The sequence below is a fragment of the Streptomyces albus subsp. albus genome, from assembly GCF_000725885.1.
In the GTDB taxonomy this organism is placed as follows: domain Bacteria; phylum Actinomycetota; class Actinomycetes; order Streptomycetales; family Streptomycetaceae; genus Streptomyces; species Streptomyces albus.
The window spans coordinates 109675-125377 of record NZ_JODR01000010.1 but is presented as its reverse complement, the minus strand read 5'-3'; the positions used below and the strand labels follow the sequence as shown (position 1 = coordinate 125377).

The following is a 15703-nucleotide window of genomic DNA, read 5'->3' as shown; positions in this document are numbered from 1 at the left end:
CGGAAAGGACGTGAGGTACGTGCGTGTTGCCTTTCTCGTCGCGCCGGAAGGCGCCGAACAGATCGAGCTGACCGACCCGTGGAACGCCGTCAAGGACGCGGGTGGCACGCCCGTCCTGCTGTCCACCGACGGGGACACGGTGCAGGCGTTCAACCACCTGGACAAGGCCGACACCTTCCCCGTCGACCGGCTGGTCTCCCAGGCGCAGCCTTCCGAGTTCGACGGTCTGGTGCTGCCCGGCGGGGTCGCCAACCCGGACTTCCTGCGCACCGACGAGAAGGCCGTCGCGTTCGTCAAGGGCTTCTTCGACGCGGGCCTCCCGGTGGCGGCGATCTGTCACGCGCCGTGGACGCTGGTGGAGGCCGATGTGGTGCGGGGCCGGGTGCTGACCTCGTACCCGAGCCTGCGCACCGACATCCGCAACGCGGGCGGCACCTGGGTGGACGAGCAGGTCAAGGTCTGCGACCACGGCAACAACAAGCTGATCACCAGCCGCAAGCCGGACGATCTGGAAGCGTTCGACAAGGCGTTCCTCGCCGAGTTCGGTGCCGGCGGCTGACCGGCTGACCGGTGGGCTCTTGGGGCGACCGGCCCGTACGCCTCGCCGAGACGGTCCCCCGCGAAACGCCGGGCCCCGGTGCCCTCCCCGAAGGGTGCGGCACCGGGGCCCGGCGCTCTCATGACCGTGGTACCCGATCGACTCCCCGCGCCCTCACCGGCGGGTGGCGAACACCCCCAGGGTGACCAGGCACAGCACGACCCAGCAGAACCACAGCCACCCGCTGCTGCCCAGTGCCACCGTGTACGCCGTGACCACCACGAGGCCCACGACCGTGCACACGGTCATCGCCTTCGCGGAGGCCGGTACGCGCGTCAGTCCAGCCCTCACAGCTCTGCCCTCCTCCCGGCGGCCCCGGGCGTACGGGTCGCGCACACACAAGGGCCGCGGCCAGGTCCCTATGGTCACCCGTCCGCGGCCCCGCGCGCCACTGCGCCCCTCAAAGCCTCCGCAAGCCATTCCGCACGCCCCGTCCCCGGCCCCGCACGCCCCTTTACGGGATGCGCCCCCCGGCGGCCCAGAGGGATGCCGCTCACTGCTCCCGGGTGCGGAGGGATGCCAGGTAGGCGTTGTACGCGGCCAGCTCCTGGTCCCCGTCCCGGTCCGCCCGGCGGTCCCGGCGGCGGGCGGTGCGCTGCTCGCTCACGTACCACTGGAAGACCAGCGCCACCAGCACGATCACCGAGGGGATCTCGCTGAACGCCCATGCGATGCCACCGGCGGCCGACTGGTCCGACAATGCGCTGACCTGCAAGGAGGCCGGCGGATCGGCGTAGGTCTCCACCATCGGCGCGGACGCCATCATCAGTGCGATGCCGAAGAACGCGTGGAACGGCATCCCCGCGAACAGCTCCAGCATCCGCATCACATAGCCGGGCCGGTGCGGGCCGGGGTCCACGCCCATGATCGGCCAGAAGAAGACCAGTCCCACGGCGAGGAAGTGCACCATCATCGCGATGTGCCCGACCTTGGAGCCCATCAGGAAGTCGAAGAGCGGGGTGAAGTACAGCGCGTACAGGCTCGCGATGAACAGCGGGATGGTGAACGCCGGGTGCGTGATCACCCGCATGTAGCGGCTGTGCAGCAGCGCCACCAGCAGCTCGCGGGGCCCCTTGCGGCCCCGGCCCGCCGAGGGCAGCGCCCGCAGGGTCAGCGTCACCGGGGCGCCCAGCAGCAGCAGGATCGGCGACAGCATGCTGATGACCATGTGCTGCACCATGTGCACGCTGAACAGCACCATGCCGTAGTCGTTGAGCGCGGTGCACATCACCAGGGCCACGGTCAGCACACCGATCACGAAGCCGACGGTGCGCCCCACGGGCCACGCGTCGCCGCGCCGCCGCAGCCGCGCCACTCCCCAGCCGTACAGCGCGAGCGCCAGCAGGCACCCCACCAGGAAGAACGGCTCGCCCGTGAACTCCAGGCCCCGCGCGACCGTGAAGGGCGGCAGATCCATCATCATGCCGTGCCCGCCGTGATCCATCCGAACTCTCCCGCAACCGTCCGATACGCCCGCACCAGACTAGAACCGCCCGTGGTGGGCGCCTTCAGCGGGGCGCCCACCACGGGCGGTTCACCGGTGTGCGTCGCACGAATGCGCGCGGCCGTACCGTGCCGGACGGGTCAGGCGGGCTGTGTAGCCGCGGCGATCCGCTCCTGGCGCAGCGCGTCGTACCAGGTGTCGTCGACCGGGGTGAGGGCGTTCACATCCAGCGACAGCTTGATCAGCATGTCCGCGATCAGCGGGTTGCGGGCCAGCACCGGGCCGTGCAGATACGTCCCGAAGACGGTGTCCCGCCAGGCGCCCTCGGTGCCGTCACCGGTGCCGTTGCCGTTCCCGAGCCGTACCCGCGCAAGAGGGCGGACGCCCTGGCCCAGGTGTGTGATGCCCTGGTGGTTCTCGAAGCCGGTGAGCTGGGGCAGGCCCAGGTACTCGTCGGAGTCCCCGAGCACGTCGCCCACGCAGCGCTCGCCCTCGCCGCGGGTGCTGATCACATCCAGCAGCCCGAGCCCGGCCGAGCGCTCGCCCAGGTCGTTGACGAACTCGTGGCCCATGATCTGGTAGCCGGCGCAGACCGCGAAGACGATCGCCCCGTTGTCCACGGCGCGGTTCAGCCCGCCGTCGCGCAGCAGCCGCTCGGCCGCCAGCCGCTGCGGGCGGTCCTCGCCGCCGCCGATCAGATAGATGTCGCCGGACGTGGGAATCGGCTGGTCGGAGCGGACGTCCACCCGCTGGACGTCCAGCCCGCGCTGCCGCGCCCGCCGCTCCACCACGAGCGCGTTGCCCTGGTCGCCGTACGTGCTCAGCAGGTCGGGGTAGACCCAGACCAGACGCAGACTCGTGTCACTCATGCCGCCAGTTCTCCTTGCGCGGATCGATGGGTCGGGCGGGCGGCGGCACGGTGCGCGACCGCCCGGCCTCCCAAGATACGGGTGATCAGTTGCCGACGGCGCGGCGCAGGTCCTGGAACGCGGTGTAGTTCGCGATGGCCTCGATCCGGCCGGGCGGGCACCGGCGCACCGCGTCCTCGGGGCTGTCGCACACCTGGAACTGGACACCGGCCACCTCCAGCCGCACGGCCAGGTCCAGCTTGCGGTCGCCGAGCACACAGATCGGGTGCCCCGCCAGCCGGCCGTAGTCCACGTCCCACAGCCACGAGGTGTCGGTGCCGTCCGCGCTGCGTGCGTTCACCGACAGGATCACCGGGGCGGGCGGCGGGTCGATCAGGGAGAACGTCTCCAGCCAGCCGGCCGGGTTCTTGGCCAGCAGCAGCCGCACGTCGCGGCCCTGGTACTGCACCACGTCGTACCGGCCGGCCACCGCCTTGACGGAGTACATCCGCTCCAGCGCCGTCTGCGGCGGCACCCCGAACGCGGCGGCCACGGCGGCCGAGGTCGCGGCGTTCGCCCTGTTGGCGCGGCCGGGGAGCTGGAGGTGGATGGGCCAGGCCGAACCGTGCGGGTCGAGCACGTGGTCGCCCGAGAGCGCCCAGGTCGGGGTGGGCCGGCGGAATCCGCACTCGGCGCAGAACCAGTCGTCGCCCGGCCGCTGCATCACACCGCCGCACGCGGGGCAGGACCAGGCGTCGTCCTTCCACTCCTGGCCGGCGGCCACCCACACCACGTTGGGGGAGGAGGACGCCGCCCAGACGACCAGCGGGTCGTCGGCGTTGGCCACGATGACGGCCTTCTGCCCGGAGAGCCCCTCGCGCCAGCGCTCGGCCAGCATCCGGGTCTCGGCCGCGCGGTCGAGCTGGTCACGGGAGAGGTTCAGCAGCGCGATGGCCTTCGGAGTCGTGTCCCGGGCGACGGTCGCCAGGTACTTCTCGTCCACCTCGATCACGCCGTAGCGGGCGTTCGAGCCGCCGGCCAGCGCCGAGGTGATCCCGGCGGGCATGTTGGCGCCCAGTGCGTTGGAGACGACCTCACCGTTGGCGCGCAGTGCCTCGGCGATCAGCCGGGTGGTCGTCGTCTTGCCGTTCGTGGCGGACACCAGGACCACGTCCAGGTGCTGGGCCAGCCGTTGCAGCAGGTCAGGGTCGAGCCTGAGTGCCACCTTGCCGCCGATCACCGAGCCGCTGCCGCGGCCAGCGGCCCGCGACACCGCCGCGGCGGCCTTGCCTGCCGTCACGGCCAGCCGGGACCGTGCCGACAGGGGCTCCGCATTGCCTGCCATCGTGTCTGAACCTCCTTGCCCCTCGCGTAGGAGAGAAGCCTACCGAGATCCCGAGGGGCCGCTGACCGCGCCACCCTGCGCGGATCACCGGCGTGGCCCCCCACGTAGGGTGGCGGCCATGCGACGCGGCCGTATCCCGGGCTCTGCCGGAGCCGTACGCCCTGTGCGGACGTACGGCGATCCGGTGCTGCACGCGCCCAGCCGCCCCGTCGGGGACGGCGACCGTCCGACGGCGGACCTGGTGGAGGATCTGTTCGCCTCGATGTACGCGGCACACGGTGTGGGACTGGCCGCCTGCCAGATCGGCGTCCCGCTGCGGATGTTCGTCTACGACTGCCCCGACGACGAGGACCGGCGCCACCGCGGCCACATCGTCAACCCGCGCCTGGTGCACACCGAGGGCGTCACGGTGCGCGGCCCGGAAGGCTGTCTGTCGCTGCCCGGCCTGGAGGCGCCGACGCCCCGCGCCGACGTGGCCATCGTCGAGGGCGAGGACGTGCACGGCAACCCGCTGCGCGTCGAGGGCACCGGGTTCTTCGCCCGCTGCCTCCAGCACGAGTGCGACCACCTGGAAGGCCGTCTCTACACCGACCGGCTCGGCGGTCTCGCCCGCTGGCGCACACTGCGCGCGGTCCGCCGGGCGTCCTGGTCCCAGGAACCACCCGCACCGGCCCGGCGGCCCGCCGACGCGTGACGCGGACGCAACCCGCCCCGCCGGGCACCCGGCCGACGCCGGAGCCTTCCGCGGGGCGAGCATGTCCGGGGCGGCGAGGACTCCGCCGCAGCTTTCCGTCAATCCGTCAGATGTTCCGTGCAGACGTCATCGGCGGGATCGGGAAGACTCGCGAGGAACGTCGGTTCGTCGATCTCCTCGTAGCCCAGTTTCCAGTAGGCGGTGGTGTCGCGCAGATTGTGCACGGCCTGGAAGCCACCGCCTGCCTTGGCGAAGTAGCGGGTTCGCGGCCGGGCAGCCGGGGCCCGAGGAGTGTCGTCGCTCATGCCGTCCCCTAGTCGGAGATCTTGTGCCACGAGATGCGGGGCGCCCGCAGCCGGAGGCTCTGCACCGTGCTGTCGGCGGCCACACGGCCGTTCGCCCGGCCCACGACGCGCACGTTGGCCTGGTCGCCCACGACGACGTAGGCCGTGATGGAACCTTGGCCGGTGTGGCACGCCTGGTAGCCGTTACCGGCTGCGGGGAAGCCGTACTGGTGCTGGACGAGGCCGGAACCGAAGAGGAAACCGGTGCCGTCGCGCTGGACACCGAAGGTGATCCATACGTTGGTGCTGTACCTGGCGGTGGCGCAGATCTGGCCCACCGCCATGGCTGTCACCTGGTACACGCCCGGCTCCGGCAGCGTCGCCACGCAATCGGTGGCCGTCCACTCGCCGTTGAGCGGCAGCGTTCGGTCCTGGCCTCCGGCGCGTCCGTACACGGGCGTGAGCCGGGCACCGATGGTCCATGTGTCCGGGCAGTCCCCCGTTCCGCTCTCGGTGACGTCGATGTCCACGGACCGGGCGGGGCCGATGTTGGCGCCCCGGTCGATTCCCGCGAGCTCCGTGCGCGGGACGCGGAGTCCGTTCTCCGTGCAGGCGAGCGCATTGCACTCGTCCTGTTCGACGACCGGCTCCAGCTGGTAGGGAGTGGCGGGGTCGCCGGTCCCGGTGACCTCGATGCAGTCGCTGCTGACGATCGTCGTTCGCTGCGGAGGAGGCATGGCACTTCCCTGAGTTCGTCTGGAGGTGTGGACGCGAGCGCGTCGCCCGGGCATCGCCTCGATTTCCGACGTTAGGAACGTTGCAGCGCATCCACAACGGCGCCGTGGTGCCCCAGGGAATCGCCGGTTGCGGAAAGGGTTCTTTCCCTACTGTATGAATGCGCGGTGCGTGATTCTCCGCCTGCGTCCGACGGGCTTTTCCGCACCCCCGGGAAAACCCCGGCCCGCACTTCCGTGAGGGGAAGGCGGGCCCGCTCTCAGAAGCCGGGGCCGCCCACGCGGTCGCCCGCCGCCGCCAGTCTGCCCCACAGCAGATCGGCCAGGTGTGTGACCAACTGCTTGCGTTCGCAGGGCCGTTCGCGCAGCCACCAGTCGCCGGCCGCGTGCATCATGCCGACGATTCCGTGTCCCCACACCCGGGCCAGCTCCTCGCTCTCCGGGCCCAGGTCGAGCCGTTCGGCGATGACCTTGGCGAGTTCCTCGCCGAGCCGCCGCAGCAGGGGCGCCGAGTGCTGCCCCACGTCGAACCCGCGGTCGTTGCCGGCCGCGCCGTCGCTGTTCTCGGCCGGGTGCATCAAAAAGCGGTATACCTGCGGGTGGTCCTCGATGGCGGCCAGATAGGTGTCGAGGGTCGCCTCGACGCGCTCGCGCCGGTCGCGGGGTGCGTCGAGGGCGGCGCGCAGTGAGGCCAGCAGCGCGTCGGTGTGGCGGACGGCCAGTGCCCGGTAGAGACCGCCCTTGTCGCCGAAGTGCCGGTAGAGGATCGGCTTGGTGATGCCGGCCTCGGCGGCGATCGCGTTCATGGAGGCGCCCGGCCCCTCGCGCAGCACGACCCGGTCGGCCGCCTCCAGCAGTTCCCGGCGCCGCTGTGCGGTGCTGGAGGTCCGGTCCTCCTGGCGTGTGGTCCCCATCTGTGTCTCCCCGCCCCCTTTGTTTCTCGGTCGCCCGCCGAAACGTAGCACTCCTGTGCCCGCCTCACGTGCGCGGATGTGCGGGGGAGCGGGAGTTGACAGTCGCTACTGGCGGGTAACAGACTGGGTATTACCGATGGTAACGAACTGCTGAGACTGGCGGAGGACCCCGAGGATGGCCGAGACCGAGTTCGCACTGGACCTCAACGACGACCAGAAGGAAGTCCGGGACTGGCTCCACGGGTTCGCCGCCGACGTGATGCGTCCCGCCGCCGCCGAGTGGGACGAACGCGAGGAGACTCCCTGGCCGATCATCCAGGAGGCCGCGAAACTCGGCATCTACTCGCTCGACTTCTACGCCCAGCAGTACTTCGACCCCACCGGCCTGGGCATCCCCATGACGATGGAGGAACTCTTCTGGGGGGACGCGGGGATCGCCCTGTCCATCGTCGGCACCGGACTGGCCGCCGTCGGAGTCCTCGCCAACGGCACCGACGAGCAGATCGGCACCTGGGTGCCGCAGATGTACGGCGACCCCGACGATGTGAAGGTTGCCGCCTTCTGCTCCTCCGAGCCGGACGCCGGCTCCGACGTCGCCTCCATGCGCACCCGCGCCGTCTACGACGAGGCAAGGGACGAATGGGTGCTCAACGGCACCAAGACCTGGGCCACCAACGGCGGTATCGCCAACGTCCACGTGGTCGTCGCCAGCGTCGATCCCGAGCTGGGCTCCAAGGGGCACGCCTCGTTCATCGTCCCGCCGGGCACCCCCGGACTCTCCCAGGGGCAGAAGTTCAAGAAGCACGGCATCCGCGCCTCGCACACGGCGGAGGTCGTCCTGGACGACGTACGCGTGCCCGGCCACTGTCTGCTCGGCGGCAAGGACAAACTCGACGAACGGCTCGCCCGCGCCCGCGAACGCGCCCGCAGCGGCGGCGGGGAGAGGGTCAAGAACGCGGCCATGGCGACGTTCGAGGCGTCCCGTCCGGCCGTCGGCGCCATGGCCGTGGGCACCGCGCGCGCCGCCTACGAGGTGGCGCTCGACTACGCCAGGACCCGCGAGCAGTTCGGCCGCCCCATCATCGACAACCAGGGCGTCGCCTTCCAGCTCGCCGACATGCGCACCAGCGTGGACGCCGCCCGGCTGCTGGTGTGGCGGGCTTCCTGGATGGCCGTCAGCGGAAGGAAGTTCGAGTCCGCCGAGGGCTCCATGTCCAAGCTGTTCGCCAGCGAGACGGCCAAGAAGGTCACCGCCCAGGCCATCCAGATCCTCGGCGGCAACGGCTACACCCGCGAGTACCCGGTGGAGCGGATGCACCGCGACGCCGCGATCTACTCCATCTTCGAGGGCACCAGCGAGATCCAGCGCCTGGTGATCGCCCGCACCCTCTCGGGCATGCCGATCCGCTGACGGCAAGTGGCGCCCGCCTCTTGGCGAGCCACCATCGGCCCGAGCGGGGCGCCGCCGCGGTCCGCCGGCGCCCCGGCCACCCCGCCGTTCGCGCCCGCGCGCGGGCCGCGACCTGGCCGGACCAGGCCGCCGGGGGACGGACGGCGGAAGCAGCGCGGTACTTCGAAGAAGGCCAGGGGCGGGCACCGCAAACGGCGCACGCGCCCGCGCACGCCCCGTGCGTCCACGGCACCGCCCGGGATACGAGGCGGGTGCGCGCCGCGGACGCGGCCGGCCGTCACCGGCGAAGACCAGGAGCGCGGGCGTCATCGGCACGAACCGGCCGCTCAGCTGTGCCATCCGCACCCCAGGGCGCCCGGTTCGTCCCCGTCCCCCTCCTGCCCGGCACCCGGCACCGACTTGGCTCCCGTGCGCCGGTCCGCGGCGGCGAGAGGCAGCCGCTGTCCTGGCGTCGGCGGCGCCCGGGGCCGCCGGGCCCGTCCTGGGCTACGTGGCGGCCCCCACCGCGCTCGCCGACACGGTCGGGACCCCGGCCGGGACACGGCCCGCGCCGCGCGGGTGGGCCGAAGGGCCGGTGCCGGGCCGCGCTCAGCGTCGGGCGGTCCCGGGCAGCCGGTGCCGGGCGCCCCGCAGCAGGCGTACCCGGTCGATGCGCAGCGTCAGCTGCGGCTCGTCCAGCGGCCTGGCGTACCGCGTCCGCAGCCGGCCGCCCCACCGCGCGGCCTCCAGCCCCGCCGGGCGCGGCAGCGGCCGGACGCAGTCGAGATTCGCCGCCGCTATCCGCAGCGCGGCCCGCCACCGCCCGGGCGGCAGCAGATCCACGGGTATCTCCGCGTCGAAGCGGCCGTCCGCGAGGGCGGTCGCGGGGAAGTCGCGGTGCCCGGCGCCGGCCAGGCGCAGGGTGACGGCGCCCGGGGGAGGGGCGGTCAGGTTCGTCCTGCCGCGGATGTGCAGCATCTGACCGCACCAGTCGGCGGCGTCGGTCTCGCACCACAGGGCTTCGCGCAGGGCCCGGGCCCCCGCCTCCAGCCGCAGGCTGAGGTTGCCGAACGCGGTGGCGTACAGCTTCGCCGCCCGTATCCCGCCCCGGCCGTCACCGGCCAGCCGGGTCACCGGACAGGTGCCGGCCCGCGGGTCGCGCCGGTTTCCCAGCCGTACGGTCTTGACCAGGCCGCCCAGCCGCACCCGGACGTACAGGTCCCAGAAGCCGTCGGCGAGCGGGGTGCCGTGCAGGTCCCAGTCGGCGGTGAAGCCGCCGTCCTCCTGCCGTACGAGGGCGTGGCGCTCGTGGGCCCCGGCGCTCCGGTGCCGCAGGAACACCTCGGTCGCCGGACTGCCGGCCTCGTCGGTGTGCGGCAGCCGTACCCGCCCGGCCACATGGAGGCGGGTGCCGGTGAGGGAGAAGGCCGAGATGTGGTGGACCGGCGAGAGGTGTTCGGTCACGTCGAACCGCGCCGCGGGAGCCCGGCTCACGGCTGCGGGCGGCCCGGGATAGTGGGCCAGGGCGCGGTCGCCGTGCAGCCGGATACGGAAGGGCATGTGGTCCTCGGCGGCGTGCGCCAGCGCCAGCAGCTCCTCCAGGCAGCCGTGGTGCGTCAGATGGCAGCGCAGCCGCTGGAGCGGGGGCAGGCGGGGCCAGAAACCGTCGTCGCGGTGGCCGGTCACCAGCCGTCGCATCCGGGCGAACTCGCGCTCACGCACCAGTGCTTCGCGCTCCGCGGCCAGGAAGCGGAAGGCGCCGGCCAGCTCGACCTCGAAGTGCCGCGACAGCAGCAGATCGCGCCCGGCACCACGGGGCAGCTCCGCGCGCAGCAGGGAGCACACCCGCTCCAGGGCGTCGAGGGTGGGCCGGGTCCTGTTCACGAGGGTCAGATGCCGACCGTCGGGGCGCCGCACCAGGTAGTAGCAGTCGTAGTCGGCGACCACGGAGATGCGCCGGGCCCGCAGATAGGCGGTCGCCGTGAACGGCTGGTCCTCGCCGACCCGCAGCGCGGTGTCGAAGCGCAGCCCCAGCCGTTCCACCAGCTCCCTGCGGAAGAGCTTCTGCGCCGACAGCGACCAGTAGACGCGGGAGGCGAACAGGTCCGCGTCCGGCTGGTTGGTCCGGAACATGGAGCGGGGCACCCTGCGCCCGACGTCCTTCATCCTGCCCAGGACGACGTCCGAGTCCCACTCCTCGGCCGCCGCGGTCAGCCGCTCCAGCGCCCGCACACCCAGGTAGTCGTCCGCGTCGAGGAAGAAGACGTACCGTCCGCGGGCCAGCCCGAGCGCCGTGTTGCGCGGACCGGAGGGGCCGCCCGAGTTGTCCTGGTGGAGCACCCGCAGCAGCTGTGGGTGGCGCCGCGCCAGCCGGTCCAGTTCCTCGCCGGTGCCGTCGGTGGAGCCGTCGTCCACCACGATCATCTCGACCGCTCCGGCCCCCAGGGACTGGTGCAGCACCGAGCCCACACAGCGCCGGACGTACGGCATCGCGTCGTACGCCGGGGTCAGCACGCTGACGAGGGGGTGCGGGGCCGTCATGAGTCCCGACGGTGACCGCCCGGGCGTACGCCCGCCAGGGGTGTGCGGCATCCGGGTGACCGGCCGCGGCACACGTACCGGCGGGTGACGGCACCCGCCGGTACCGTCACCGGCCGGGGGTCAGATGCCGGGCCGGTAGCGCAGCGGATGGTCGGCCGGGACCTCCACCAGCACGATGCGGTGGCCGTCCGGGTCCGCGATCCACATCTCGACCAGTCCCCACGGCTCCCGCACCGGGGGCCGCAGGATCTCCACCCCCGCCGCGCGCAGCTCTTCGTGCGCCGCCGTCACGTCGGGGACCTGGAGCCACAGCCGGAGGGTGTCGGTGGCGGGCCCCTCGCCCCGTCCGGAGACCTCCAGGAAGCCGCCGCCGAGGAAGTAGACGGTGCCGCGCTCCGGTCCCGTACCGAACTCGCGGGAGATCTGGAGCCCCAGCGTCTCCCCGTAGAAGACCCGAGACCGTTCGGGGTCCGCCGGCCGCAGCAGCACCCGGCTGCTCAGTACCTGCACCATGTCCGCACCCTAATCCCGTCCGCCGGTCGCGTCGCCCGCGCCGGCCTGGCCGCCCCGCCGTTCGGCCGGTCCGGGGTCTCCGCCGCTTCCGCCGTCCCGTCGTTTCCCGCCGTCCCGTCGTTTCCGCCGTTCCGCCGGAGCGGCGGCGTGCCGTCCCGGTGTCCACGCCGGGTGCCCGCGTGGGGACCGGGTTATACAGGGACTGTGCCTACCCCGCAGCGTCGTCCCGGTCCGGGGCGCCCCTCCTGGCAGCCGCGTCACGCGCTGCTGGCGCTGCCGCTCGGTCTGATCGTCGCGGTCAGCCTGGTCGACTTCCTCGCCCCGGCCCATGTGCACCTGGGCCCGCTGCTGGTCGCCGCGCCTGCGGTCACCGCCGCCCTCGGCGGGCCCCGGCTCGTGTTGGCGGTGGGGGCCCTCGCCACGCTCGCCCAGCTGATGATCGGAGTGACCCGGCGGGGCTGGCTGTCCCTGAACCACGAGGTGCAGGTCCTCGCCCTCGTCCTCGTCACCGTGCTGATCGCGGTGTTCGCCGCGCTGCGCGAGCGGCAGCAGCAGCGGATGCACCAGGTGCGTTCCGTCTCGGAGGCGGCCCAGCGTGTCGTGCTGCGCCCGCTGCCGCCCCGGCTGGGCCCGTTGCGTGTCGCCTCCGTCTATCTGGCGGCCGAGGCGGAGGCCCACATCGGAGGCGATCTGTTCGCCGCCGTCCGCACCGACGGGTGCACCCGCGTCCTGATCGGCGATGTGCGGGGCAAGGGCCTGGGCTCCGTCAGCGACGCCGCGCTGCTGCTGGGCGCGTTCCGGGAAGCGGCCCACCAGCAGACGGCCCTGCCCGAGCTGACCCGGTACCTGGAGCGCAGCGTCAGCCGCGAGCTGGCGGAACTCGCCGAGACCGACCCGCGCGGCGACGAGGACTTCATCACCGCCGCGGTCCTGGAGATCCCCGACGAGGAGCCGGTGGTACGCGTCGTGAACTGCGGCCATCCGCCGCCGCTGCTGGTACGGGACGGACGGGTGACGCCGTGCACGGCCCGGCATCCTCAGACCCCGCTGGGGCTGGGCGGTCTCGCCGCCACCGGATACCGTGCCGACATTTCCCCGCTGGCGCACGGCGACCTGCTGCTGCTCTACACGGACGGGGTGGTCGAGGCCCGGGACACGGCGGGCACCTTCTACCCGCTGCCGGAACGGCTCACCGCGTGGGCCCGGGAGGAGCCCGAACCGCTGGTGGCCCGACTGCGCGAGGACCTGCTGGCCCACGTCCGCGGCAGCCTGGGCGACGACGCCGCAGCGGTCGCGCTCCGCCGCGGCGGCCCGCCGCCCCCGGCCGGCTAGCGGTGCCACGACGGTGCCGGCCCCGGAGAGGAGCGGCGGGGGCCGGTCGCGGTGCCGGGGCCCTCACCGGGGCGCCTGGCGTGATGCCCGCGCGGATAGGGTCGGCGGTCATGAGTGACATCGCAGAGCGGGGCGAGCTGCCCCTCACCTTCCGCCACGCGGAGGAGGCCGACATTCCCGCCCTCACCGTGCTGGTGGAGTCCGCCTACCGGGGCGAGTCCAGCCGTGCCGGATGGACGACCGAGGCCGATCTGCTGGAGGGCCGGCGCACCGACCACGAGGGGGTGGGCGCCGTGGTCCGCGATCCGGGCAGCATCATGCTGGTGGTCGAGCGGGACGGCGCCCTCGTCGCCTGCTGCCAGCTCGAACACCGGGGCCCGGAGGCGTACTTCGGGATGTTCGCGGTCAGCCCGCTGCTCCAGGGCGCCGGCATCGGCCGCGCCGTACTGGCCGAGGCGGAGCGCACGGTGCGTGCGGAGTGGGGCGCCGAGCGGATGCGCATGCAGGTGATCCGGCAGCGCGAGGACCTGATCGCCTGGTACGAGCGGCGCGGCTACCGGCGTACCGGCGAGCTGGCCCCGTTCCCGTACGGCGACGAGCGGTTCGGCATCCCGCAGCGGCCCGATCTCGCCTTCGAGATGCTGGTCAAACCGCTGGTGTGAGCCCCGCGCGGGCCGGGTCCCGGCTCAGGCGAGTGCGGTCACCGCGCGCCGGATGCCGGGCATGTCCGTGACGACACCGTCCAGGCCGAGGGCGCGGGCGCGGGCCAGTTCCTCGTCGGTGTTGACCGTCCAGCTGATGACCTGGATGCCCGCGCTGTGGGCCCGGTCCACGGTGTCCTGGTCCACGTGCCGCAGGTCCAGCGAGATCATCCCCGCGCCCAGTTCGGCGGCCCGTTCGGGGGCGGTGGGGGAGGAGCGGCCCGCCACCAGGACGAGGGGGATGTCCGGCAGGTGGGAGCGGGTCTCGCGGAGCGCTTCGGCGTGGAAGGAGATCACCGTGACGCGGTCGTGGAGGCCGCGCCGTTCGATGGTCTCGGCGAGCACCCGTGCCGCCGCGCGGTCCTTGATCTCCGCCTGGAGCGGGCTGCGCACCGCGTCCACGACCTCGTCGAAGACGGGCACCCGTTCGCCCTCGCCGGCATCGAGTTCGCGCAGTTCCGCGAGGGTGAACGCGCTGATGGGCCCGGATCCGTCGGTGGTGCGGGCGACGTCGGCGTCGTGCATCACCACCAGTGCGCCGTCCTTGCTCAGATGGAGGTCCAGCTCGATCACGTCGAGCCCCTCGCGTTCGGCGCGGACGAAGGAGCGCAGGGTGTTCTCGGGCTCGACGCCCATCACGCCCCGGTGCCCGACGGTCAGCAGTGGCACGTGCGGTCTCGCTTTCGTGCGGTGACACAGGTGGGCGGCCAGCCTAGCGGCCCGCCACCGGGCCGGGCAGCGCGCCGCCCGTAGCGGGGAGCATCACGGAAAGTGGACGCTGTGAAGCGCCTGCCGCCGGAAGAATGTCGGCGTACCCAGGATGGCGCAGGATAATCTTTCGCCCCCTCCCCTTGAGGGGGGATGAGCTCACGTATACGGTTTCCTTACGCGAGTTTCTCCTGTGGAGGGGTCAACATGCCGGAAATCCTTTCGTCGGTGCCCGTGGAAGGCGGCGTTCTGTCGCCCGACAGCGTGGCGGCGCACCCCGCCTGGCCCGTGTTGAAGGCGGCTGTCGAGGCCATCCGCCCCGCGCAGTCCAAGGACGGCTCGATCGACTTCGACGCGGAGGGCGCCCCCGCCCCCGAGGCGGTGCGCACGGAACTGGAGCGCGTCGTGGCCGCCGTCGAGGAGCTGTCCCCGCTGCTGCCGCACGACGCCGACTACCACCGCGCCCTGGTCGCCGACCTGCGCCGCTGGGCCGACGAGGGTTTCGGCGTGCCCGACTTCCTCGACTCGCTGCTCGCCTTCCAGCCCGCGGGCAACCGCGCCGACGGCCTCCAGCACCTGGTCGTCTTCCCGATGTATACGCAGAACGGCAACCCGGACCGCAACCTGGAGGCGGTCGTCCTGCGCATGGTGTGGCCCGACTGGCTCGCCGAGCTGGAGCGCACCCGCTACGACAACCCCCTCTTCTGCGGCATCACCTTCGAGGACTTCACCTCCGGCTACGACACCCACTCCGCCGTGCTCTTCCCGGAGACCATCGCGGTGCGCGAGGCGCCCGAGCGGTTCAGCTGGGGCGGCATCTTCTGCGACCGCGAGGCGGCCCGCTTCCGCCGCGTCGTCCGGGCGGCGTGCGAGGTCACCTCTTTGGAACTGCCCGAGGACGCCCGGGAACTGCTGGCCGACCAGGAGCGCTGCCAGCAGACCTTCGTGCTGTGGGACCTGATCCACGACCGGACCCACAGCCACGGCGACCTGCCGTTCGACCCCTTCATGATCAAGCAGCGGCAGCCGTTCTGGATGTACGGCCTGGAGGAGCTGCGCTGCGACCTGACCGCGTTCCACGAGGGCGTCAAGCTGGAGGCCGACGGCTTCCCGCAGGGCCGCGACGTGCAGTACGCGATGCTTCTGGAGCGGCTCTTCCGCTTCCCGGTCACCGGTGAGCGCAAGCGCAACTACGACGGTCTGGGCGGCCAGCTGCTCTTCGCCTATCTGCACCAGCACGACGCCCTGCGCTGGACGGACAACAAGCTGTTCATCGACTGGGAGCGGGCCCGCCGGGTCACCGTCGCCCTCCGCGAGGAGATCGAGACCCTCTACCGGGCGGGCATCGACCGCCCCAAGCTGGTCCACTGGTTCAAGGGGTACGAGCTGGTCTCCCGCTATCTGTCCCCGCACCCGGGCTCGGTGTGGGCCAAGGGCCCGGACGCCCTCGACCTGAGCCTGCCGCCGCGCAAGCTGGTGGACGAGGTGCTGCCCGACGAGTTTCCGCTCAGCATGTTCTACGAAGCACTCGCGAAGAAGCTGCGGAGTGTGATCGCATCGACCCGGGGCATCACCGCCGACAGCCCGGTCGCCGCAGCGGCGTGAGCGGTCCGGAGCGGGTCGGAGAGCGGGTCGGCAGCGAGGAGGCGACGGAGAA

General features: G+C 72.4%; 16 protein-coding genes. 6 read left to right on the top strand and 10 right to left on the bottom strand.

Features of this window, described 5'->3' with window-relative positions; genetic code table 11:
* Positions 1-19 precede the first annotated feature (19 nt).
* Complete coding sequence (locus IO40_RS0113205) at positions 20-559, top strand: type 1 glutamine amidotransferase domain-containing protein (RefSeq protein ID WP_016467432.1); 540 nt, start codon at positions 20-22, stop codon at positions 557-559.
* A 153-nt stretch (positions 560-712) separates the two neighbouring features.
* Here IO40_RS0113205 and IO40_RS37620 read toward each other — a convergent pair whose 3' ends face one another.
* From IO40_RS37620 to IO40_RS0113185, 4 genes are all read right to left on the bottom strand, one after another.
* Positions 713-889, bottom strand: a complete 177-nt coding sequence (locus IO40_RS37620; RefSeq protein ID WP_016467431.1) for a hypothetical protein — start codon at positions 887-889, stop codon at positions 713-715.
* A gap of 202 nt (positions 890-1091) precedes the next feature.
* Positions 1092-2042, bottom strand: a complete 951-nt coding sequence (locus IO40_RS0113195; RefSeq protein WP_016467430.1) for a cytochrome c oxidase assembly protein — start codon at positions 2040-2042, stop codon at positions 1092-1094.
* Positions 2043-2182: 140 nt separating this feature from the next.
* Positions 2183-2911, bottom strand: coding sequence for a type 1 glutamine amidotransferase (locus IO40_RS0113190; protein WP_016467429.1), 729 nt, complete (start codon positions 2909-2911; stop codon positions 2183-2185).
* A gap of 85 nt (positions 2912-2996) precedes the next feature.
* Positions 2997-4235: a MurT ligase domain-containing protein gene (locus tag IO40_RS0113185; protein WP_016467428.1), complete on the bottom strand. Its 1239-nt coding sequence runs from the start codon at positions 4233-4235 to the stop codon at positions 2997-2999.
* A 118-nt stretch (positions 4236-4353) separates the two neighbouring features.
* On the opposite strand from IO40_RS0113185, the gene def reads away from it, so the two are divergent.
* A complete protein-coding gene (def, locus tag IO40_RS0113180; RefSeq protein ID WP_016467427.1) occupies positions 4354-4929 on the top strand; it encodes a peptide deformylase in 576 nt (191 codons plus the stop codon).
* 98 nt (positions 4930-5027) lie between these two features.
* Here def and IO40_RS0113175 read toward each other — a convergent pair whose 3' ends face one another.
* From IO40_RS0113175 to IO40_RS0113165, 3 genes are all read right to left on the bottom strand, one after another.
* Complete coding sequence (locus IO40_RS0113175; protein WP_016467426.1) at positions 5028-5234, bottom strand: hypothetical protein; 207 nt, start codon at positions 5232-5234, stop codon at positions 5028-5030.
* 8 nt (positions 5235-5242) lie between these two features.
* Entirely contained in the window at positions 5243-5950 is a 708-nt protein-coding gene (locus IO40_RS0113170; protein WP_016467425.1) for a hypothetical protein, read from the bottom strand.
* A gap of 257 nt (positions 5951-6207) precedes the next feature.
* Positions 6208-6861 carry a TetR/AcrR family transcriptional regulator gene (locus tag IO40_RS0113165; RefSeq protein ID WP_016467424.1) on the bottom strand — a complete coding sequence of 218 codons (654 nt, stop codon included), beginning with the start codon at positions 6859-6861 and terminating at the stop codon, positions 6208-6210.
* A 175-nt stretch (positions 6862-7036) separates the two neighbouring features.
* Between IO40_RS0113165 and IO40_RS0113160 the strand changes: the two genes are divergently transcribed.
* Positions 7037-8272: an acyl-CoA dehydrogenase family protein gene (locus IO40_RS0113160; RefSeq protein ID WP_016467423.1), complete on the top strand. Its 1236-nt coding sequence runs from the start codon at positions 7037-7039 to the stop codon at positions 8270-8272.
* 588 nt (positions 8273-8860) lie between these two features.
* Here the strand turns inward: IO40_RS0113160 and IO40_RS0113155 are convergent.
* Together IO40_RS0113155 and IO40_RS0113150 are read right to left on the bottom strand one after the other, a co-directional pair.
* The gene (locus IO40_RS0113155; protein WP_031175454.1) at positions 8861-10792 is read right to left on the bottom strand and encodes a glycosyltransferase family 2 protein; all 1932 of its coding nucleotides are present in this window, start codon (positions 10790-10792) and stop codon (positions 8861-8863) included.
* A gap of 120 nt (positions 10793-10912) precedes the next feature.
* Complete coding sequence (locus IO40_RS0113150; RefSeq protein WP_016467421.1) at positions 10913-11305, bottom strand: VOC family protein; 393 nt, start codon at positions 11303-11305, stop codon at positions 10913-10915.
* Positions 11306-11509: 204 nt separating this feature from the next.
* Here IO40_RS0113150 and IO40_RS0113145 point away from each other — a divergent pair, with 204 nt between their 5' ends.
* Both IO40_RS0113145 and IO40_RS0113140 read left to right on the top strand, forming a co-directional pair.
* On the top strand, positions 11510-12637 hold the full coding sequence (locus tag IO40_RS0113145; protein WP_016467420.1) for a PP2C family protein-serine/threonine phosphatase: 1128 nt from the start codon (positions 11510-11512) through the stop codon (positions 12635-12637).
* A 110-nt stretch (positions 12638-12747) separates the two neighbouring features.
* Entirely contained in the window at positions 12748-13299 is a 552-nt protein-coding gene (locus tag IO40_RS0113140) for a GNAT family N-acetyltransferase (protein WP_016467419.1), read from the top strand.
* A 24-nt stretch (positions 13300-13323) separates the two neighbouring features.
* On the opposite strand, the gene IO40_RS0113135 is transcribed toward IO40_RS0113140, so the two are convergent.
* Positions 13324-14007, bottom strand: coding sequence for a glycerophosphodiester phosphodiesterase (locus tag IO40_RS0113135; RefSeq protein ID WP_016467418.1), 684 nt, complete (start codon positions 14005-14007; stop codon positions 13324-13326).
* Between the two features lie 246 nt (positions 14008-14253).
* Between IO40_RS0113135 and IO40_RS0113130 the strand changes: the two genes are divergently transcribed.
* Positions 14254-15651, top strand: coding sequence for a DUF6421 family protein (locus tag IO40_RS0113130; protein ID WP_016467417.1), 1398 nt, complete (start codon positions 14254-14256; stop codon positions 15649-15651).
* Positions 15652-15703 lie beyond the last annotated feature (52 nt).

Coding starts and splice junctions, on each gene's coding strand:
- IO40_RS0113195 (WP_016467430.1), bottom strand. CDS start 2,042: ATGGATCACGGCGGGCACGGCATGATGATGGATCTGCCGCCCTTCACG.
- IO40_RS0113190 (WP_016467429.1), bottom strand. CDS start 2,911: ATGAGTGACACGAGTCTGCGTCTGGTCTGGGTCTACCCCGACCTGCTG.
- IO40_RS0113185 (WP_016467428.1), bottom strand. CDS start 4,235: ATGGCAGGCAATGCGGAGCCCCTGTCGGCACGGTCCCGGCTGGCCGTG.
- def (WP_016467427.1), top strand. CDS start 4,354: ATGCGACGCGGCCGTATCCCGGGCTCTGCCGGAGCCGTACGCCCTGTG.
- IO40_RS0113175 (WP_016467426.1), bottom strand. CDS start 5,234: ATGAGCGACGACACTCCTCGGGCCCCGGCTGCCCGGCCGCGAACCCGC.
- IO40_RS0113170 (WP_016467425.1), bottom strand. CDS start 5,950: ATGCCTCCTCCGCAGCGAACGACGATCGTCAGCAGCGACTGCATCGAG.
- IO40_RS0113165 (WP_016467424.1), bottom strand. CDS start 6,861: ATGGGGACCACACGCCAGGAGGACCGGACCTCCAGCACCGCACAGCGG.
- IO40_RS0113160 (WP_016467423.1), top strand. CDS start 7,037: ATGGCCGAGACCGAGTTCGCACTGGACCTCAACGACGACCAGAAGGAA.
- IO40_RS0113155 (WP_031175454.1), bottom strand. CDS start 10,792: ATGACGGCCCCGCACCCCCTCGTCAGCGTGCTGACCCCGGCGTACGAC.
- IO40_RS0113150 (WP_016467421.1), bottom strand. CDS start 11,305: ATGGTGCAGGTACTGAGCAGCCGGGTGCTGCTGCGGCCGGCGGACCCC.
- IO40_RS0113140 (WP_016467419.1), top strand. CDS start 12,748: ATGAGTGACATCGCAGAGCGGGGCGAGCTGCCCCTCACCTTCCGCCAC.
- IO40_RS0113130 (WP_016467417.1), top strand. CDS start 14,254: ATGCCGGAAATCCTTTCGTCGGTGCCCGTGGAAGGCGGCGTTCTGTCG.